This is a genomic window from Pseudoalteromonas sp. B131b, assembly GCF_037162545.1.
GTDB classification, from domain to species: domain Bacteria; phylum Pseudomonadota; class Gammaproteobacteria; order Enterobacterales; family Alteromonadaceae; genus Pseudoalteromonas; species Pseudoalteromonas fuliginea.
Genome location: NZ_JARLUZ010000001.1, coordinates 2,084,177 through 2,103,824, shown reverse-complemented (window position 1 = coordinate 2,103,824; position 19,648 = coordinate 2,084,177). Strand labels below are relative to the sequence as shown.

Sequence of the window (19,648 nt, the reverse complement as noted above, 5' to 3'; positions counted from 1 at the left end):
TTTATCACGCTGCAAATAAGGTGCTATTAAATCCTTTAAAGTTTGTTAATTTCACGGCTCACCGTAAACTCGCTTGAAGTTACATGGCGCTCCATATCTTGAAGGCGAGTATCTACACGCGTTAAACGCTCTTTTAAATCTTGCAATGCGCGGCGCGGTGGCTCGCCTTTTTGCCATACTTTAAATTTTACTTCTAGCGGATCGTCAGTTTTAGTTGAGCTTTTTGTTTGCGCCGCTGCGGGCTCTTTTTTATCTAAAATGAACCAGGCTGCAATATACGCTACCACAAATAATGGGCCACCCGTTAGCAGTACCGCACTAACAAATATAATGCGAACTAACCATAACTCCATATTAAAGTAGTCACTTAATCCCGCACATACACCGGCTACTTTACCGCGTTGAGGGTCTCTTAATAATTCGCGTTTGGCACTCATACTTTGCGTCTCCATTGTGGTGACTCTTGATCAAGCAATGCTTCAAGTGTTTCTAATCGATCAGCCATTTTTTCAGCTTTGTGTGCAAGCTCAAGTAATTGGCGATGTTCGTGTTCACTTAAACCTTGGTTTACTTGTTTTTTGCTGCGGTAGTGTAAAATTAGCCACAGTGGAGCAACAAAAATCATAAACAAAATAAATGGTGCAACTAATATCTCTGGATCAAACATAATCCTCTCCTGACAATCCGTTTTGATGTTTTTAAGCAGTGGGGCACTTTAAGTGCCCCTTTATAAATTATTTATCAGCTAACTTCTTTTTAAGTTCGGCTAGCTCATCATCTATCTTTTCATTTTTTTGTAGATTAGCAATTTCATCCGCTAACGTCTTTTTACCTAAATCGTACGACTCAATTTGAGATTCTAGTCCATCAATTTTGGTTTCGTAACGTTCAAAGCGGTTAAGTGCTTCTTCTACTTTTGAGCTATCAAGTGTCTTTTTCACTTCAAGGCGCGACTCAGCCGAACGTTGGCGAAGTATAATCGCTTTTTGACGAGATTTAGCATCTGCTAGCTTTTCTTGTAGCGTCGTTACTTCTTGCTGTAATTTCTCAATATGAGACTCTACATGTTCAAGCTCACTCGCTACTGAAGCAACTGCATCTGCCGACTTTTGCTTTTCAAGTAAGGCTGAACGCGCTAAATCGTCGCGGTCTTTACTTAAAGCCAGTTCGGCTTTATCTTGCCAATCACTTACCTGCGCTTTAAGTGTATCTAAGCGGCGTACAATTTCTTTTTTCTCAGCCAATGTTTTAGCTGATGTAGAACGTACTTCAACAAGCGTATCTTCCATTTCTTGAATAATCAGACGAACCATTTTTTCTGGGTCTTCTGCTTTATCTAAAATGGCGTTGATATTAGAATTAACAATATCTGCAAAACGTGAAAAAATTCCCATAACATTTACCTCTGTAATTAAAACTTAGTTAGTCTGCTATAACTAGTATCAATATGCTTGCCAACTTTTTAAAAGTTAAAATACACTTTATTTTCATTACGTTAAACTAAATATACAAATTTCTTTAGTTATCCCTAATTATGAAATACACTAACTGTTAGTAAAAATGACTAAGAGTTAGGAAATATGAGCCAATATCGCCAACAGGATAATTTACTCGGCCAATCAGATAGCTTTCTGTCTGTATTAGATCAGGTATCGCAACTGGCTAATTTAGATAAACCGGTACTTATTATTGGTGAACGCGGCACAGGTAAAGAGCTAATAGCAGCACGCTTACACTTTTTATCAAAACGCTGGGATCAAAACTACGTAAAGCTTAACTGTGCAGCGCTTAACGAGAACCTACTCGAAAGTGAATTATTTGGCCACGAAAGCGGTGCTTTTACGGGGGCAAGCAAACGCCACGAAGGTCGTTTTGAACGCGCTAACAGCGGCACACTGTTTTTAGATGAATTAGCTAATACCTCAGCTATGGTACAAGAAAAACTGCTGCGCGTTATAGAATACGGTGAGTTTGAACGTGTTGGCGGCAAGCAAACTGTAAAAGTAGATACCCGCTTAGTGTGTGCGACAAACGAAGATCTTCCTTATTTGGCCGAGCAAGGTGAATTTAGAAGTGATTTACTCGATCGCCTTGCCTTTGATGTAATTACCCTGCCACCACTGCGCGAACGCCAAGACGATATTATGCTTCTTGCTGAGCAGTTTGCGATGAATATGGCGCGCGATTTAGAGTGGGAACTGTTTAGCGGTTTTACCCGAAGCGCAACAGAAACACTGCTTAGTTATGATTGGCCCGGCAATATTCGTGAACTTAAAAATGTGGTTGAACGTAGTTTGTATCGCCATGGCAGTGAACATATCCCCGTTCACCAGATTATTTTAGACCCATTCGATAGCCCATTTAGACCAAAAGCGCGTATTAAAGCACCTATAGCGGCCCAAACTGTTAATGTCGAGCCTATTGTTGTTGCGCCGCCGATTGCTCAAGCAAGCAGTAATATAGCCGTTGATATTCAATTTCCGTGTAGTTTAAAAGAGCGTTCAAACGACTTTGAAATAAACATGATTAATAAAGCACTCGAACATAGCCAATTTAATCAAAAGAAAACTGCAGAAGTACTTGGTTTAACGTATCATCAATTACGTGGTTATCTTAAAAAATACAATTTGTTGGATCAACAATAGTTAGAGGTTATGCGGGTGCATAAATTATTACTTACTTTACTAGCGGTCACCTTAGTAGGTTGCATTGATAACAAAGAAGAAATCATAGAAGAAAAAAACCAAGGCTTAGTTTATTGCGCTGAAGCTAACCCTGTGTCGTTTAATCCACAAGTTACGACCACCGGTTCTACTATTGATATTATTGCCAACCAGCTATACGACCGCCTAATTAGCATTGACCCTGTTACGGCAGAGTTTCAAAGTGAGCTGGCAACCGATTGGAAAATAAGTAAAGACGGTAAATCTATTACCTTCACATTGCGCAAAGGTGTGAAATTTCATACAACTGCTTATTTTACCCCTACTCGGGATTTTAACGCCGACGACGTTATATTTACCTTTAGCCGACTATTCGATGTCTATAATCCATATCACTTTGTGGGCGATGCCAATTACCCGTATTTTCAAAGTGTGGGGATTGATCAACTTATTCGTAAAATTGTGCGTGTTACTGATCATCAAGTTCGTTTTGAATTGTTTAATCCTGAAAGCAGCTTTTTAGCTAATATGGCCACCGACTTTGCCGTGGTGCTTTCAGAAGAATACGCCATGAAACTTAAGAAAAATAATCAAGAAAACTTATTTGATCAGTACCCTATTGGCACCGGCCCATATATTTATAAAGAATATCGCCGAGATCACCTCGTACGCTTTTACCGAAACCCACTTTATTGGAAGCACCACGTCGCACTTGAACAATTGGTTTACGACATAACGCCTAACGGCACTACGCGTATAGCAAAAATGCTGACTAAAGAGTGCGATGTAACGGCTCATCCAAGTAGTGCGCAATTGAGTATTTTAGCGCAGCGCGACGATATAAACGTTGAAAAAGAAACAAATTTAAATATTGGTTACTGGGCTTTTAATACGGAGCGCGCCCCGTTTGACGACTTACGTGTACGCCAAGCACTTGCCCACGCCATTGATATCGATAAAATTATGCAAGCTGTATATTATGGTAATGGTACACGTGCACAATCTATTTTACCGCCAACCTCATGGGCATTTGAGCCACAAGCAAACATGCCAAGTTTTGATCCAGAACTTGCTAAAAAGTTATTAATTGAAGCTGGGTTACCAGATGGTTTTGATATGACTATTTGGGCGATGCCCGTAAGCCGTATTTATAACCCGAATGCGCGAAAAATGGCAGAACTAATGCAAAGTGACTTACGTAAAATAGGCGTTAATGTCAGTATTGTAGAGTATGAATGGAATACGTTTATTCAACGTATTGGCGAGCACAGGCATGATAGTGTATTGCTTGGTTGGGCCGCTGATACACCTGATCCGGATAACTTTTTTAGCCCTCTTTTAAGTTGCACTGCAACCTTTACCGGTAAAAATCCTGCTAACTGGTGCAATCCGCAATTTGATTTATTACTTACAAAAGCGCTCGATACGACTGATTTAAACATGCGAAAAAAATACTACGATGATGCACAAAGCTTAATTGTTGACGAGTTGCCATTGCTGCCTATTGCACATGGCTTACGTTTTCAAGCCAGTAGCGCAGACGTTGAAGGTATAACGCTTGGCCCATTTGGTGCAATTTCACTAGCTAATGCGAGGAAAAAATAATGATCTTAGATTATATTTTACGTCGTTTAGGTTTATTGCTTTTTATGACCCTAATGCTGAGTGTTTTTACATTTTCAATTAGTTATTTGTTCCCAGGCGATCCATTAAGTAATTTAAGTGGTGTACCAAGTAGTAACTTTGCTCAACACAGTGAGCTTGAAGATAAATATTTATATAACAGTAACTATTTTGTTCAATATATAGCCTTTTTAGGACGAATATTCCAAGGCGATTGGGGGCTTTCTTTTGCATCAGGTGACAATGTATTTAGCCATATTGTTGATTTATTACCCGCTACACTGGAACTAAGTGTTTATGCATTAATTGTATCGATTGTCGTTGGCGTACCCGCTGGCATTTTAGGTTCTGCGTACTATAAACGTTGGCCTGATAAACTTATAAATTCAACCACTATGGTTGGTTATTCCATGCCCGTATTTTGGTTAGCACTATTGCTTATTATGGTTTTTTCTCTCAAACTGGGCTGGTTTCCGATGTCGGGAAGAATGGGGTTACTTTATGAGATCCCCGCCAATACAGGCTTTATTTTAATTGATATTGCACTGGCTGGATTTCCATATAAAGGAATGGCATTTTTAGACGCCCTGCGCCATTTAACACTACCCACAATTGTGCTCGCCATGTATCCGACCACCGTATTAGTGCGCTTTACTCGTGAGTCTATGCTTAAAGTTATGGACCAAAGTTTTATTAAAACCGCAAGGGCTAAAGGCCTTAACCGCAGACAACTTATAATTCATCATGCACTGCGTAATGCGCTATTACCGGTAATTAAACAAATTGGTTTGCAATTTAGTACGCTAATAACGCTTGCGATGATTACTGAAGTTATTTTTTCGTGGCCCGGCATTGGCCGCTGGCTTATCGATAGTATTTATCAACGCGATTATCCAGCTATACAAGGCGGCTTAATGGCAGTGTCACTATTTGTTATATTAGCCACTATTATTGCAGAGCTTACTTATACGCTATTCGATCCACTCTCGCGGAATCAAGCCCATGGCAAAGTTTAATATATTTTCTGAAGAGTCGAATAAATCGCCACTTGCACGATTTTGGCGAAAATTTAAAAATAATCACCCTGCGTTAGTTGGCTTGTGGATATTTGTAGCATTTGCTTTACTTGCCGCCAGTGCTCCATTTTTAGCACCGTACGGTGTTAACCAACAGCATAGTGATGCATTACTTATTCCGCCTTCGTGGCGGGAAATGGGTGATGTACGCTTTATTTTAGGTACTGATGACTTAGGCCGCGATGTACTTTCGCGTTTAATGAATGGTGCAACTTACACGTTTGGCCTCTCTGTTGTCGCCGCGCTTATTACAACTATTATTGGTGTATTAGTAGGTACATTTGCAGGTATCAGCAGAGGTATTCGCTCAAGTTTTTTAAATCACTTACTTGATATAACGCTCTCTATACCTTCTTTGCTACTGGCTATTATCATCATAGCAATTTTAGGCCCAGGCTTAATGAATACGGTATGGGCAATTATTTTAGCGCTATTACCACAATTTATTCATTCAATCAGAAACCTAATTGTTGATGAACTAAACAAAGATTATATTACCGCGTTTAGACTCGATGGCGCGTCTAATTGGCATATTATATCACGCGGTATCTTTCCTAATATTTATGAGCACATTGTGGTTATATTTACGATGGCGCTCTCTACTGCGATTTTAGATATTTCTGCATTAGGTTTTTTAAAGCTTGGTGCTCAGCCACCTACCACTGAATGGGGAGCTATTTTAGCCGAAAATTTAGGGCTAATTTATTTGGCACCATGGACTGTTGCGCTGCCAGGCGTACTGTTATTTTTAGCTGTGTTATCGACTAATTTAGTAGGCGATGGCCTGCGACAAGTGTTAAAAGCACGTAAGGCTGATTAAATGCAATTACTTGATGTTCGAAATTTAACCATTGAGCTGCGTACCTCAGAAACGATAATTAGAGCCGTTGACAAGGTAAGCTTTAGCTTAAAAGAAGGCGAAGTACATGCCCTTGTAGGTGAGTCTGGTTCTGGTAAAAGTTTAATTGCAAAAGCAATTGTGGGTGTACTAAACGAACGCTGGAATATTACTGCCGACCGTATGCATTGGCGTGGTGTTGATTTAATGCGCTTAACACCCGAGCAACGCCGTAAAACGGTAAGCCAAGATATTGCCATGATCTATCAAGACCCTAGCCGTTGTCTTGACCCTACAGCAAAAATGTTTGATCAAATAGCCGAAACCTTACCTGAAAATCCAACAAAGGGGTTTTTCTTAAAACGTAACCGCGAGCGAAAAGACAGAGTAAAAGCGCTTATTCATAAAGTGGGTATTAAAAATCATGAAGCCGTGCTGGATAGCTATCCACATGAGCTCTCAGAAGGCGTATGTCAAAAAGTAATGATTGCAATGGCCATAGCCCGCACACCAAAACTTTTAATCGCTGATGAGCCCACTACAGCACTAGAAAGTACCACTCGCGCACAGGTATTTAGGTTGTTGAAAAGTTTAAACCAGCTAAAAAACATGTCGATTTTGATGATTTCTCACGAATTAGAAGAAATTGCACATTGGTCACATGGGATCCATGTTTTATATTGCGGGCAAATGGTTGAAGCTGGCCCAACTCACAAAATTTTTAGTCAGCCTCGCCACCCTTATACACAAGCTTTATTAAAAAGCTTACCTGATTACGAACAAGGCCTAGCTCATAAAGAGCCTTTTTACGCATTAAAAGGCACCATACCTACATTACAGCATTTACCGATAGGTTGCCGATTAGGGCCACGCTGCCCACAGGCTCAAAAAGCCTGCGTAGTTACACCAAAGCTTACAAAGCACAACGGGCACAGCTACGCGTGTCATTTCCCGCTGATTAAGGATATGAGATAATGCAACCAGTATTGAAAGTACAAGCTTTGTCTAAAACATTTAATATTCGTGCAGGCTTATTTAGTCGTAAAAAATTTGCGGTACTTAAAAATATTTCATTTTGCATTGGCAAAGGTGAAACTATTGCTGTTATAGGCGAAACGGGAGCGGGTAAAAGCACACTTGCCAAACTGCTTTCAGGCGCTGACAGCGCAGACTGCGGACAGATCTTATTAGAAGGCAATATTATTGAAGATAACGGTATTCGTGATAATCAGTGTCGCTATATTCGTATGATTTTTCAAGATTCAGCGGCCTCTCTTAATCCAGGTTTAACCATTGGTGATACGCTTGATGACTGCCTACAATACAATACTGACTTTGATAAAGCTGAACGGACTGAAAAAATTAGCGCTACGCTGTCAAAAGTTGGATTATTAGTCGATCACCAACATTACTATCCACACATGTTTAGTGTGGGGCAATTACAGCGTGTAGCACTTGCTCGTGCGTTAATTTTAGATCCAAAGGTTGTTGTACTTGATGAGGCACTGTCATCACTAGACCCTTCTGTTCGTGCACAAATAGTTAATCTACTTCTCAAATTACAACAAGAAACAGGCCTGACATATGTGATGATCACTCATCATTTAAGCTTAGTTCGTCATATTAGCGACCAAGTTCTTGTACTTGATAAGGGAGAAGTCGTTGAATATGGCGCCACTGAAGTTGTTTTCCAAACACCTCAATCGAAAATCACCCAACGTTTATTAAGCTGTTAAAACAGCATTTTTTTCGTATCTAACCTGAACTCTGGTTAAGAGATTTACTATCATATTGAATCATGGTGATATTTAAATTTAATTTCTCTAGCCAGAAATTTCCAGTGAAAACAAGGCGAATTTACGCGTCAATAGCTGCTCGAGATAGATTTATTATCCAGCGTTCAGGTTATCTATTCTGCTTTGTAATATAACCTCGTTTATTAAGGTCTCTTGTTAAATACACTGCATTTAACAGTTATACCAATTCGCTTAATTAAGTGATCTATTTTGAAGTAAGAAAATCGTGTCGATAACAAAGCAAAAATTTCGTTATTTAGTTGTTCTATATCAGAAATTTTTAACGCAGTTAACGCCAGATTTAATCCCTCAAACTTATTAAGTATTATTGCGGATTGGTATTAATACTACAAAGAGGATTTATGTTAAAAAAGGCACTACTCGCTAGCATTTCATCGCTATTACTTTTATCAACAACGGTTATCGCCGATGTAGCACCTAATTCAAATGTTAAAAACTGGGTTGGCGGAGTTGACCACTTAGGATTAACCGTGTCAGACCTTGATTCGTCTAAAGTTTTTTACTGACGTACTTGGTTTTAAAGTGCTCGGGAGTAACCCAAGTTACCCAGCTTACTTTTTATCAAACGATAAAATAACGATTACGTTGTGGCGTGTTAAAAATGATGAAAAACGTGTGGAGTTTAATCGAGCAGAAAATGTGGGGTTACACCACTTAGCACTCAGTGTTGAGAGTATTGAAAAGTTAGCGCAGCTACACGATCATTTAAAAACGCAAAATAATATTAAAATAGAGTTTGCACCCGAAAATCTAGGTAAAGGTCCAACAAAACACATGATGATTAGAGAGCCTAGCGGTAATCGCATAGAGTTTATTGCAAGAGGCAAATAATACCAACTATATTGAAGACAATAAAAAAGGCGCTTTAAAAGCGCCTTTTTTTATGAGCTAAATTAATTACTCAACGGGTTGTGCAACCGTTGGTAAGTTAAGCTCAGCATTCGCTTTTAACGCTTCAATAAATACCATGTAGCTTTTATTAGCTTGCGCCATAGTGATACTTTGCTTTGCTTGTGGGTCAATATTAGCTGTAACTTGTGCATCTGTTACCGACTTAAGTGCAACAATTGCAGCATCACCATTATTTAAATCAACTACTTCAAACACTGCAGAACCTGCAGGATGAGCCATTTTAAATGCTTTAGTTACAATTGCTGGCGAAACAGTATAGCTTTGACGTGTTAATTGCGCTTCTTGGCGAAGTGTTAAGCTTTGCTCATTGGCTATATCACTTAAACTCTTACCTGCTTTTACTTCTGCAAATAAGCTACGTGCTTTATCTTTAGCAAGCTCAGATGATTTTTCATTAACTAAACGTGCTTTAATTTGCTCGCTTACTTCACTTAGTGGCTTAGTGGCAGCTGGTTTGTGTTCATTTACACGAACAATAATCGCATGCTCATCGCCAAGCTCAATAACTTCAGAGTTAACTTTATCTTCCAGTAAATCAACTGACGATAACGCAGCAATTACAGATGGCGTATTTAACGGCTCTGGTAATGCGTTAATTGCTAAAAGCGGCGTTGATTTAATCTCTACCTCTGCAACTTCGGCAGCATCGTCTAAGCGATCTGAAATTTCAAATGCTAGTGCACCCATTTCAGTTTGCTTTTCGTAAAAGGCATCTATTTTTTCAGCTTGTTCAAGCTCCGCACGTAAATCAGCTTTAACATCATCATATGCTTTAACTTGTTGCGGCTGAATATCAGTAAGTTTAATTATGTGGTAACCAAACTCTGATGCTACAACCTCTGAAAAGTCACCTTTATTTTTAAGCGCAAATGTCGCGTCTTCAAATGCAGGGTCCATTACATCGCGTTCAATCCACTCAAGATCGCCGCCCATTTCACCACTAACAATATCATCAGATGATGACTCTGCTAATTCAGCAAAATCTGCACCTTGCTCTAATTGTGCGTGCAGTGCATTGGCTTTTTCTTTTGCTGCATCATCGTCTTCGCTGTTATCGATTAAGATATGTGAAACACGGCGTTTTTCTGGCTCAACGTATTGTGCCTTATTTTGATCGTAATACGCTTTAACATCATCTTCAGTAACTGACTCAACCGTAATATCTGTGGCTTTAAGCTCAATATAATTAACTGAGATAAGTTCTGGCGATAAAAACTGTGATGCATTTAGCTCGTAGTAATCAGATACTTCTTGCTCTGATACTTCAACACTTGCTGCTAGCGCTTCTTTGTTTACAACTAAGTAATCAATGCTGCGCGTTTGCTGCTGTAGAGAAATAGCGCTTTTAAGCTCGTTCTCAAGAGCAAAGTCAGTACCGGCTACGGCAGTAACAAGTTGACTGCGCGTCATATCTTTACGAAGGTATTCACGAAATGCATCTGGTTGAAAATTCATTTGACGAATAACTTGTAGGTAACGGTCGTTATTAAACTGCTCACCTACTTGAAAATACGGTAATTCTAAGATTGTTTTACGTACACTTTCGTCGCTTACGCGAAGGCCTAAATCAGCCGCTAGCTGTGATTGCAATTCTTGTTGTACTAAGCGGTCAACTACACCTTGACGTATTTGTGCCATGTAATTTGGATCTGCAGAAATTTGTGCAAAATATTCACCAAATTGTTGTTCTAATCGACTACGCTCATTTTGGAACGCACGATTAAATTCAGTTTGGCTAATTTTAATTCCATTTACTTCAGCAACAGGTTGTTCCGTGGTTTGACCTAGGTAACTACCAATCCCAGCTAAAGCAAAAGATAAAATCACCGCGCCTAAAATTATTTTGGCTACAGGTCCTTGTGAACCTTCTCTGATTTTCTCAAGCATTTGTTTATCTCTTTTTGATCAAGGTTTTTACCTTGTCACATGTAAAAAAAGCGTATCTTACCAGATACGCTTTTTCACTTGAAGTAATTGGCGGTAAAGTTACTTAATTCATCATTTAGATTGATTAAGTAAATTTACATTCGCCATAACTAAACTGTATGAAAACAGTGATTAGTTTACTGCGTCTTTAAGCGCTTTACCGGCTTTAAAAGCAGGAATATTTGCAGCAGCAATTTGAATAGCTTCACCAGTTTGCGGGTTACGACCTGCACGTGCAGCACGCTCACGTACTGAGAAAGTACCAAAGCCAACAAGTGCAACTGAGTCACCATCTTTTAGCGCACCAGATACAGATTCGATGAATGAATCTAGAGCACGACCTGCAGCCGCTTTAGAAATGTCAGCATCAGCTGCGATTTGATCGATCAATTGAGATTTATTCACAATATCATCCTCTTTCATTGTTATTATCAAGAGCGATGGTTTTTTAAACTAACATCACTTTTTTGAAAATTTTAGAGCAAACTAATTATGCTCACATGATTATATTTTTCTTAAGCCTAGGCCCCGTAAGGGCTAGGCTTGAAAACCAGTGCTTAACTTATCATATCGTTTAGATTTGAAAAGCCCTAAAAAGCACTTTTTTCGGTTTTTTACTGTTTTTTTGGTGTTTCGACTGAAAAACTCTCAACCGGATGCACTAAAGCCAGTTTTAAAACTTCGTCAATCCATGTAACTGGGTGAATATCTAAGCCCGCCAGCACATTGTCTGGGATCTCTTTTAAATCACGTTCATTAATTTTTGGAATGATGACTGTTTTAATCCCACCACGATGCGCCGCGAGTAATTTTTCTTTTAAACCACCAATTGGTAATACTTCACCACGTAGTGTAATTTCGCCGGTCATTGCAACATCCGCACGTACAGGGTTGCCCGTTAAACTAGACACTAAACCAGTCACCATAGCAGCACCTGCGCTCGGACCATCTTTAGGTGTTGCACCTTCAGGCACATGCACGTGAATATCACGTTTTTCGTAAAAGTCGCTATTAATACGAAATGTATCTGCACGATTACGCACGACCGTCATGGCCGCCTGAATCGACTCTTGCATTACATCGCCCAGTGAACCTGTATAAGTAAGCTTACCTTTACCTGGTACCGCTGCGCATTCAATAGTAAGTAAGTCACCGCCTACTTCAGTCCACGCAAGACCAGTTACTTGGCCAATACGATCGCCATCTTCCGCTTTACCGTAATCGAAACGCTGTACACCTAAAAAGTCTTCTAGATTATCTTGATTGATAGTCACGGTTTTAGTGTCTTTTTCAATTAAGATATTTTTAACCGCTTTACGACATAGTTTTGAAATTTCACGCTCAAGATTACGTACACCCGCTTCACGCGTGTAGTAGCGAATAATGCCAATAATTGCACTATCAGCAATCTCAATCTCATGCTCTTTCAGGCCATTACGTTTCACTTGTTTAGTAATTAAGTGCTCTTTTGCGATGTTTAGTTTTTCATCTTCGGTGTAACCCGATAAACGAATAACTTCCATACGGTCCAGTAATGGACCAGGAATGTTAAAGCTGTTTGATGTCGCTACAAACATAACGTCAGATAAATCGTAATCTACTTCAAGGTAATGATCGGCAAAATGGCTGTTTTGTTCAGGATCAAGCACTTCTAATAGCGCTGATGCTGGGTCGCCACGCATGTCTGATGACATTTTATCGATTTCATCTAGCAAGAATAATGGATTTTTAACACCCACTTTAGTCATGTTTTGAATTAACTTACCTGGCATTGAACCAATATAAGTACGGCGATGGCCACGAATTTCAGCTTCATCACGCACACCGCCTAGCGCCATACGGATATATTTACGACCTGTAGAGCGTGCGATAGATTGCCCAAGTGATGTTTTACCCACACCCGGAGGGCCAACTAAACATAAGATTGGACCTTTTAGTTGATTAGTACGCTGTTGCACCGCAAGGTACTCCAGAATACGTTCTTTAACTTTATCAAGGCCATGATGATCACTATCAAGAATTTTTTGCGCGCCTGCTAAGTCTTTTTTAACTTTAGAGCGCTTTTTCCACGGCACATTAATTAATGTATCTATGTATGAACGCACTACGGTCGCTTCTGCTGACATTGGCGACATCATTTTAAGTTTATTAAGCTCTGTGGTCGCTTTATCTTGTGCTTCTGTTGGCATACCAGACTCTTCAATGCGCTTTTTAAGTGCTTCAAATTCATCCGGTACATCATCAAGCTCACCCAGCTCTTTTTGGATGGCTTTCATTTGCTCATTTAGATAATACTCACGCTGAGATTTTTCCATCTGCTTTTTAACGCGAGTACGAATCTTTTTCTCAACTTGCAGTAAGTCTATCTCGCCTTCCATAAGCGCCATTAAATATTCAAGACGCTCTGTAACGCTTGAAATTTCTAGCACTTTTTGCTTTTCAGGTACCTTTAATGGCATATGAGCAGCCATTGTATCGGCTAGCCGCGCAGGATCATCAATACCTGAAACTGACGTTAGTACTTCTGGTGGGATTTTTTTATTTAGCTTTACATAGCCTTCAAATTGGCTAATTGCGCTGCGAATAAATACATCTTGCTCTTGCTCATCAATTAAGTCAGATTCAATAAATTGAGCATTAGCAACAAAAAAGTCTTCGCTATCAACGAAGTCTTCAATTTGTGCACGTTGCGTCCCTTCTACTAAAACTTTAACGGTGCCGTCTGGTAACTTTAATAACTGAAGTACAGTAGCAATAGTACCAATACGATAAATATCATCTTGTTCTGGCTCATCTACAGTTGCATCTTTTTGTGCAACTAAGAAAATTTGTTTATCTTTGTCCATTGCCGCTTCAAGGCATTTTATTGATTTTTCACGGCCTACAAAAAGCGGGATCACCATGTGTGGATACACCACAACATCGCGCAGTGCTAGCACTGGGATTTCGACTCGGTCGGTTCTCTCAAGCGTCATTATAATTTCTCTTCGCACTTCATTTATTTTAAAGATTACTCAAGTATATGGGGATAACCTAATTAAAGTTCAACAATTTTCCCATACTCGATTAAATTAATTATAAAAAAAGGAGCCTAAGGCTCCTTTTTTCATTCAAATAGCTTAAAAACTATTCTGATGCAGCTTTATCTTGTTTATTATTTTCATAAATCAAGATTGGGTCAGATTCACCTTTAATAACGGTTTCATCAATAACCACTTTACTTACATCATCCATTGAAGGAAGCTCGTACATTGTATCAAGCAATACACCTTCAACGATTGAACGAAGACCACGCGCACCTGTTTTACGCTCCATTGCTTTGTGGGCAATTGCAGCTAAGGCATCATCGCGGAACTCAAGTTCAACGTCTTCCATGCCAAACAACACTGAAAACTGTTTAGTAATCGCGTTTTTAGGCTCACTCAAGATTTGTACAAGTGCTGCTTCATCAAGCTCAGTTAACGTTGCAACTACTGGCAAACGGCCTATAAATTCAGGGATTAAGCCGTATTTAACTAAATCTTCTGGTTCTACGTCTTTAAATGTTTCACTTAAAGAACGACTCGCCGCAGATTCTTTTACGCTAACGCCAAAACCGATACCGGTATTTTTATGACTACGTTGTTCAATTACTTTATCTAAACCTGAAAACGCACCACCACAAATAAATAAGATTTTAGATGTATCTACTTGTAAAAACTCTTGCTGTGGATGTTTACGACCACCTTGCGGTGGAACTGAAGCAATTGTACCTTCGATCAGTTTAAGTAGCGCCTGTTGAACGCCCTCACCCGATACGTCACGCGTAATTGATGGGTTATCTGATTTACGAGAAATCTTGTCAATTTCATCGATGTATACAATACCACGTTGTGCTTTTTCAACATCGTAATCGCACTTTTGTAAAAGCTTTTGAATGATGTTTTCAACATCTTCACCTACATAACCCGCTTCGGTTAATGTAGTGGCATCGGCCATAGTAAACGGCACATCAAGTAGACGCGCTAACGTTTCTGCAAGTAATGTTTTACCACTACCAGTTGGGCCGATAAGCAAAATATTACTTTTACTTAATTCAATATCTTGCTTAGTCGATTGATTGCGCAGTCGTTTATAGTGGTTATAAACTGCAACAGACAATACTTTTTTAGCATGATCTTGACCAATAACATAATCGTCTAAGTGTTTACGAATTTCTTTTGGTACAGGTAGTTTATCAGACGTGTCATGCTTAGGAGCAATGTCTTTAATTTCTTCCCTGATAATATCGTTACACAACTCTACACATTCATCACAAACGTATACTGATGGGCCTGCAATTAATTTACGTACTTCATGCTGGCTTTTGCCGCAAAAAGAGCAGTATAACAATTTATTACTTTTGTCGCCGTCTGTAGGAGTGTCAGACATTCAGCTACCTCATTTTATTACGTTGGCCACCAAAACTGTTGGTGGCTATTTCAATACGCTTTAACTATACCAAAATTTATTGGTTTTCGCATAGTAACTCTAAGTGGCAAGCAGATAACCTGCTCACCAAGCGCTTACTTTTTATCGCGATTTGTAAACACTGAATCAACCAAGCCGTAATCTACAGCCTGCGAAGCACTCATAAAGTTATCACGATCAGTATCTTTGGAAATCACATCTAACGGTTGGCCTGTATGCTCAGCCATTAAGCGATTTAGTTTGTCTTTGATAGACAGAATTTCTTTCGCATGAATTTCAAAGTCAGATGCTTGACCTTGGAAACCACCTAATGGTTGGTGAATCATCACGCGTGAGTTAGGTAGGCAAAAACGCTTACCTTTAGCACCAGCAGTAAGTAAAAAAGCACCCATGCTTGCAGCCTGACCTACACATATTGTACTTACATCAGGTTTGATGAAGTTCATAGTGTCATATATAGCCATACCTGCAGTTACTGAGCCACCTGGTGAGTTGATGTATAAAAAGATATCTTTATCAGGGTTTTCTGATTCTAAAAATAGCATTTGCGCTAAAATCAGATTTGCCATGTTGTCTTCAACTTGACCTGTTAAAAAGATAATACGCTCTTTTAATAATCTCGAATAAATATCATACGAGCGCTCGCCTTTAGGTGTTTGTTCAACAACCATAGGGACCAATGCATTTAGGGGATCTGTAATACCAGTATTCATACTTATTTAATTCCTTATGCGCTTATACTTATCCTTACTATAAGAAAAGCATAATTATCGTTTTTCGCAAATTAAAGGCCAAAAACTAAAATGGCCCGGGCACGCTGTATAAACAGAGTAGCACGAGCCATTTAATCGTTAGCGAGAGCTTAAGTCAATGACTTATTAAGCACCTTTCTGTGGATTCATGATGTCATCAAATGCTTTTTCAACGTCAGTTACAACTGCTTTAGCTAAAATAGCTTCAACAGCTTGCTCTTCCATTGCTACATTACGCATTTGCTGCATAAGTTGATCATTTGCTTTGTAGTATTCTACTACTTCAGTTGGATCTTCGTATGCAGAAGCAACTGTTGCGATTAATGCTTCAACTTTAGCATCATCAACTTTAATCTCGTTAGCTTTGATCACTTCACCTAATAAAAGGCCAGTTTTAACACGTGTTACAGCTTGCTCATGGAACAATTCAGCTGGAAGCTCAGGCATATTTTTAGCATCACCACCAAAACGTTGAGCCGCTTGCTGACGTAGTGCATCAACTTCTTGATCAACAAGCGCTTTAGGCACTTCAATTTCGTTGTTAGCTAAAAGACCTTTGATTGCTTGGTCTTTAACACTTGCTTTAACCGCTTGGTCTAGCTCACGTGTCATGTTCTTTTTAACTTCTTCTTTAAGCGCGTCTACGCCGCCTTCGGTAACACCGAATTTAGTTGCAAACTCTTCGCTTAATTCTGGTAATTCTTGCGCTTCAACTTTTTTCACTGTGATAGTGAATTGAGCCGCTTTACCTTTTAAATTTTCAGCGTGGTAATCATCAGGGAACGTTACATCAGCAACTACTTCTTCGCCTGCTTTTTTACCTACGATGTTATCTTCAAAACCTGGGATCATACGACCTTGACCAAGTTCTAATGGGAAGTCTTCAGCTTTGCCGCCTTCAAATACTTCACCGTCGATAGTACCTACGAAATCAACTGTTACACGGTCGTTTTCGCCAGCAGCTGCATCAACATCAGCCCACGCTGCATGTTGCTTACGAAGTGTTTCTAGCATGTTAGCTAAATCTTCGTCAGTTACTGTTACCGCTGGTTTCTCAACAGTAATCTTATCTAAACCTTGAACTTCAACTTCAGGGTAAACTTCAAACGTTGCTGAAAACTCTAAATCTTTACCTGCTTCAAGTGATTTAGGAGCGAATGTAGGCGCGCCAGCTGGATTGATTTTTTCAGAAACGATTGCTTCGTAAAAATTACGTTGCATTACTTCGCCAGCAACTTCTTGACGAACTGCAGGGCCAAAACGCTTGTTAATTACAGATACTGGAACTTTACCAGCACGGAAACCATCTATACGCTGTGTTTTTGACAGTTGTTGTAGGCGTTTTTTTACTTCGGTCTCAACGTTCTCTGAAGGAACGGTGATAGTTATACGGCGCTCAAGGCCTTGGGTCGTCTCAACAGAAACTTGCATGATTTACCTCAATATTCAATTTTGGCGATTGTTCGCCTTCCTTACAAACAAAGTGATCTGCATGAGTCTTGATAAAGTTTAAGCGGTTTTTCACACTTAAAAGCATCCGTCGCTACCATGAGATACCATTGCTGCTTTGCCCTTCGGGCACTATGTTAAACAATAGACGCGGCATTATAACCTAATATTTATGATAGTCGAGTATAGGGCGCAATTATTTGGACTAGATATAGGACTATAGAAGCTAACTGAATAAAAAACAGACTAACTAAGCGTTAGATGAAATGAAATACAAATTATTTAATATAATTATAGGTTAACGTGTATTGATTTATAATATTAGAGGATTTTATTTACTAATCTTACTAGATAAGAAATGGTCGGCGATGCAGGATTTGAACCTGCGACCCCTTGGACCCAAACCAAGTGCGCTACCAAACTGCGCTAATCGCCGACATTGAAGAATTAACTTTTTTTCATACTGAACACTTAAACTGAGAGCTTAAGACCATTTTAAGAAATGGTCGGCGATGCAGGATTTGAACCTGCGACCCCTTGGACCCAAACCAAGTGCGCTACCAAACTGCGCTAATCGCCGATATTCGTTGTAAATGGGGTGACTGATGGGGCTCGAACCCACGACAACCGGAATCACAATCCGGGGCTCTACCAACTGAGCTACAATCACCGCTATATTTACATGTTTTCAAATGGTGCACCCAGAAGGATTCGAACCTTCGACCCACGCCTTAGAAGGGCGTTGCTCTATCCAGCTGAGCTATGGGCGCATCGAAAACTTCGTAGTTTACCAATAAGCTATTCGATTATAATAAATTATAAAAAAATGGTCGGCGATGCAGGATTTGAACCTGCGACCCCTTGGACCCAAACCAAGTGCGCTACCAAACTGCGCTAATCGCCGATACTTACTATTGTTTGCGAGTGACCTCGTTGACAACGGGGTGCATAATAGTGATTTGACGGGGTTAGGTCAAACGTTTTTTTATTAAATCAATCAAGTGTTCATTTTTAGTGCACAATGGTTAAATATTATAATAGAAGACTGAATTTTAAACTATTTAACCACTCAAGTACTATATAACTTAAAAGCAACTTGGCGCTGCAATGCTTTTCTGCGAAAATAGTAGGCACATTATAAAACGAGTTAAATAAAGACTGTATTTTCTTTATTAGCATTTTTACCCCTATTTTATTATGCATTCGTTTTTAGAGTATCGGTATCTAGTTAATTAACCCCAATTAAAGGTCACCCATGACGGCAAACATCATTGATGGTAAGGCAATCGCAAAACAAGTACGTAGCGCTGTAGCAGAACGCGTAAGTGAGCGTGTAGCAAATGGTTTACGTGCACCAGGACTTGCAGTAGTACTTGTAGGACTTGATCCAGCAAGCCAAGTTTACGTTGGTTCAAAACGTAAAGCCTGTGAAGAAGTAGGTTTTATTTCTAAATCATTTGATTTACCTGCGGACACACAAGAGCAAACTCTTTTAGATTTAATTGACGAGCTAAATAATGATGCCGAAGTTGATGGAATTTTAGTGCAGTTACCACTGCCCAAAGGTCTTGATGCTGAAAAGATTTTAGAACGTATTACCCCGCATAAAGATGTTGATGGATTTCATCCATATAACATTGGCCGATTAGCACAACGTATGCCTGCTCTTCGCCCATGTACGCCAAAAGGTATTATTACATTACTTGATTCTACGGGCGTACGTTATAAAGGTATGCATGCAGTTGTCGTTGGCGCATCAAATATTGTGGGTCGTCCAATGTCGTTAGAGCTTTTATTAGCCGGTTGTACAACCACAGTATGCCATAAGTTTACTCAAGACTTAGAAACGCATGTTCGCCGCGCTGACTTATTAGTTGTGGCTGTCGGTAAACCTGAATTTATACCTGGAGATTGGATAAAAGAAGGCGCTATAGTCATCGATGTAGGCATTAACCGTTTAGATACGGGTAAATTAGTCGGTGATGTTCAATACAGTGTGGCTGAACAAAAAGCGCATTTTATTACACCTGTACCAGGTGGCGTTGGCCCGATGACGGTCGCAAGCTTAATTGAAAACACACTTGAAGCGTGTGAGAAATATCACAGCTAAGCTGTTAAAAAATCAAAAAAGGGTTGCCATTTG

The 19,648-nt window shown here is 39.6% G+C and carries 16 protein-coding genes, 5 tRNA genes and 1 pseudogene; 8 read left to right on the top strand and 14 right to left on the bottom strand.

What is annotated here, in order from left to right; translation table 11 throughout:
* Nucleotides 1-35: 35 nt before the first annotated feature.
* From pspC to pspA, 3 genes are all read right to left on the bottom strand, one after another.
* Complete coding sequence (pspC, locus tag P4S65_RS09625) at nt 36-437, bottom strand: envelope stress response membrane protein PspC (RefSeq protein WP_008134760.1); 402 nt, start codon at nt 435-437, stop codon at nt 36-38.
* Nucleotides 434-667, bottom strand: a complete 234-nt coding sequence (gene pspB / locus P4S65_RS09620; protein ID WP_306724066.1) for an envelope stress response membrane protein PspB — start codon at nt 665-667, stop codon at nt 434-436. The genes pspC and pspB overlap by 4 nt, the downstream gene beginning before the upstream one ends.
* 67 nt (nt 668-734) lie before the next feature.
* On the bottom strand, nt 735-1,394 hold the full coding sequence (gene pspA / locus P4S65_RS09615; protein WP_007376832.1) for a phage shock protein PspA: 660 nt from the start codon (nt 1,392-1,394) through the stop codon (nt 735-737).
* A gap of 186 nt (nt 1,395-1,580) precedes the next feature.
* On the opposite strand from pspA, the gene pspF reads away from it, so the two are divergent.
* The 7 genes and pseudogenes from pspF to P4S65_RS09580 all read left to right on the top strand — a co-directional run bounded on the left by pspF (nt 1,581) and on the right by P4S65_RS09580 (nt 8,848).
* On the top strand, nt 1,581-2,645 hold the full coding sequence (pspF, locus tag P4S65_RS09610) for a phage shock protein operon transcriptional activator (protein WP_007376833.1): 1,065 nt from the start codon (nt 1,581-1,583) through the stop codon (nt 2,643-2,645).
* A 15-nt stretch (nt 2,646-2,660) separates the two neighbouring features.
* Entirely contained in the window at nt 2,661-4,268 is a 1,608-nt protein-coding gene (locus P4S65_RS09605; protein WP_007376834.1) for an ABC transporter substrate-binding protein, read from the top strand.
* Nucleotides 4,268-5,302, top strand: coding sequence for an ABC transporter permease (locus tag P4S65_RS09600; protein ID WP_007376835.1), 1,035 nt, complete (start codon nt 4,268-4,270; stop codon nt 5,300-5,302). The genes P4S65_RS09605 and P4S65_RS09600 overlap by 1 nt, the downstream gene beginning before the upstream one ends.
* Nucleotides 5,289-6,182, top strand: a complete 894-nt coding sequence (locus tag P4S65_RS09595; RefSeq protein WP_337120065.1) for an ABC transporter permease subunit — start codon at nt 5,289-5,291, stop codon at nt 6,180-6,182. Before P4S65_RS09600 ends, P4S65_RS09595 begins: the two co-directional genes overlap by 14 nt.
* Entirely contained in the window at nt 6,183-7,175 is a 993-nt protein-coding gene (locus P4S65_RS09590; protein WP_007376837.1) for a peptide ABC transporter ATP-binding protein, read from the top strand.
* Entirely contained in the window at nt 7,175-7,936 is a 762-nt protein-coding gene (locus tag P4S65_RS09585; protein WP_007376838.1) for an ATP-binding cassette domain-containing protein, read from the top strand. Before P4S65_RS09590 ends, P4S65_RS09585 begins: the two co-directional genes overlap by 1 nt.
* Nucleotides 7,937-8,358: 422 nt before the next feature.
* Nucleotides 8,359-8,848 (top strand): annotated as a pseudogene (locus tag P4S65_RS09580) (VOC family protein).
* 66 nt (nt 8,849-8,914) lie between these two features.
* On the opposite strand, the gene P4S65_RS09575 reads toward P4S65_RS09580, so the two are convergent.
* The 11 genes from P4S65_RS09575 to P4S65_RS09525 form a co-directional block, all read right to left on the bottom strand.
* Nucleotides 8,915-10,816 (bottom strand): SurA N-terminal domain-containing protein, encoded by a 1,902-nt coding sequence (locus tag P4S65_RS09575; RefSeq protein ID WP_096792697.1) that lies wholly within the window; start codon nt 10,814-10,816, stop codon nt 8,915-8,917.
* A gap of 171 nt (nt 10,817-10,987) precedes the next feature.
* Entirely contained in the window at nt 10,988-11,278 is a 291-nt protein-coding gene (locus tag P4S65_RS09570) for an HU family DNA-binding protein (RefSeq protein WP_157847577.1), read from the bottom strand.
* Nucleotides 11,279-11,469: 191 nt separating this feature from the next.
* A complete protein-coding gene (lon, locus tag P4S65_RS09565) occupies nt 11,470-13,830 on the bottom strand; it encodes an endopeptidase La (RefSeq protein ID WP_096792696.1) in 2,361 nt (786 codons plus the stop codon).
* 151 nt (nt 13,831-13,981) lie between these two features.
* Entirely contained in the window at nt 13,982-15,265 is a 1,284-nt protein-coding gene (gene clpX, locus P4S65_RS09560) for an ATP-dependent protease ATP-binding subunit ClpX (protein ID WP_007376843.1), read from the bottom strand.
* Between the two features lie 134 nt (nt 15,266-15,399).
* Nucleotides 15,400-16,017 carry an ATP-dependent Clp endopeptidase proteolytic subunit ClpP gene (gene clpP / locus P4S65_RS09555; RefSeq protein ID WP_007376844.1) on the bottom strand — a complete coding sequence of 206 codons (618 nt, stop codon included), beginning with the start codon at nt 16,015-16,017 and terminating at the stop codon, nt 15,400-15,402.
* 165 nt (nt 16,018-16,182) lie between these two features.
* Entirely contained in the window at nt 16,183-17,487 is a 1,305-nt protein-coding gene (tig, locus tag P4S65_RS09550; protein WP_337120064.1) for a trigger factor, read from the bottom strand.
* A gap of 377 nt (nt 17,488-17,864) precedes the next feature.
* Nucleotides 17,865-17,941 (bottom strand) — tRNA-Pro (locus tag P4S65_RS09545).
* Nucleotides 17,942-18,008: 67 nt separating this feature from the next.
* Nucleotides 18,009-18,085, bottom strand: a tRNA-Pro gene (locus tag P4S65_RS09540).
* A gap of 14 nt (nt 18,086-18,099) precedes the next feature.
* Nucleotides 18,100-18,175: transfer RNA gene (locus tag P4S65_RS09535), tRNA-His, on the bottom strand.
* Nucleotides 18,176-18,198: 23 nt separating this feature from the next.
* Nucleotides 18,199-18,275 (bottom strand) — tRNA-Arg (locus P4S65_RS09530).
* A 57-nt stretch (nt 18,276-18,332) separates the two neighbouring features.
* Nucleotides 18,333-18,409 (bottom strand) — tRNA-Pro (locus tag P4S65_RS09525).
* Nucleotides 18,410-18,760: 351 nt separating this feature from the next.
* Between P4S65_RS09525 and folD the strand changes: the two genes are divergently transcribed.
* On the top strand, nt 18,761-19,615 hold the full coding sequence (gene folD / locus P4S65_RS09520) for a bifunctional methylenetetrahydrofolate dehydrogenase/methenyltetrahydrofolate cyclohydrolase FolD (RefSeq protein WP_002958348.1): 855 nt from the start codon (nt 18,761-18,763) through the stop codon (nt 19,613-19,615).
* Nucleotides 19,616-19,648: the final 33 nt, after the last annotated feature.

What these genes read in the sequence shown, in the direction of transcription:
- pspC (WP_008134760.1), bottom strand. Translation starts at nt 437, where the DNA reads ATGAGTGCCAAACGCGAATTATTAAGAGACCCTCAACGCGGTAAAGTA.
- pspB (WP_306724066.1), bottom strand. Translation starts at nt 667, where the DNA reads ATGTTTGATCCAGAGATATTAGTTGCACCATTTATTTTGTTTATGATT.
- pspA (WP_007376832.1), bottom strand. Translation starts at nt 1,394, where the DNA reads ATGGGAATTTTTTCACGTTTTGCAGATATTGTTAATTCTAATATCAAC.
- pspF (WP_007376833.1), top strand. Translation starts at nt 1,581, where the DNA reads ATGAGCCAATATCGCCAACAGGATAATTTACTCGGCCAATCAGATAGC.
- P4S65_RS09600 (WP_007376835.1), top strand. Translation starts at nt 4,268, where the DNA reads ATGATCTTAGATTATATTTTACGTCGTTTAGGTTTATTGCTTTTTATG.
- P4S65_RS09595 (WP_337120065.1), top strand. Translation starts at nt 5,289, where the DNA reads ATGGCAAAGTTTAATATATTTTCTGAAGAGTCGAATAAATCGCCACTT.
- P4S65_RS09590 (WP_007376837.1), top strand. Translation starts at nt 6,183, where the DNA reads ATGCAATTACTTGATGTTCGAAATTTAACCATTGAGCTGCGTACCTCA.
- P4S65_RS09585 (WP_007376838.1), top strand. Translation starts at nt 7,175, where the DNA reads ATGCAACCAGTATTGAAAGTACAAGCTTTGTCTAAAACATTTAATATT.
- P4S65_RS09575 (WP_096792697.1), bottom strand. Translation starts at nt 10,816, where the DNA reads ATGCTTGAGAAAATCAGAGAAGGTTCACAAGGACCTGTAGCCAAAATA.
- P4S65_RS09570 (WP_157847577.1), bottom strand. Translation starts at nt 11,278, where the DNA reads ATGAAAGAGGATGATATTGTGAATAAATCTCAATTGATCGATCAAATC.
- lon (WP_096792696.1), bottom strand. Translation starts at nt 13,830, where the DNA reads ATGACGCTTGAGAGAACCGACCGAGTCGAAATCCCAGTGCTAGCACTG.
- clpX (WP_007376843.1), bottom strand. Translation starts at nt 15,265, where the DNA reads ATGTCTGACACTCCTACAGACGGCGACAAAAGTAATAAATTGTTATAC.
- clpP (WP_007376844.1), bottom strand. Translation starts at nt 16,017, where the DNA reads ATGAATACTGGTATTACAGATCCCCTAAATGCATTGGTCCCTATGGTT.
- tig (WP_337120064.1), bottom strand. Translation starts at nt 17,487, where the DNA reads ATGCAAGTTTCTGTTGAGACGACCCAAGGCCTTGAGCGCCGTATAACT.
- folD (WP_002958348.1), top strand. Translation starts at nt 18,761, where the DNA reads ATGACGGCAAACATCATTGATGGTAAGGCAATCGCAAAACAAGTACGT.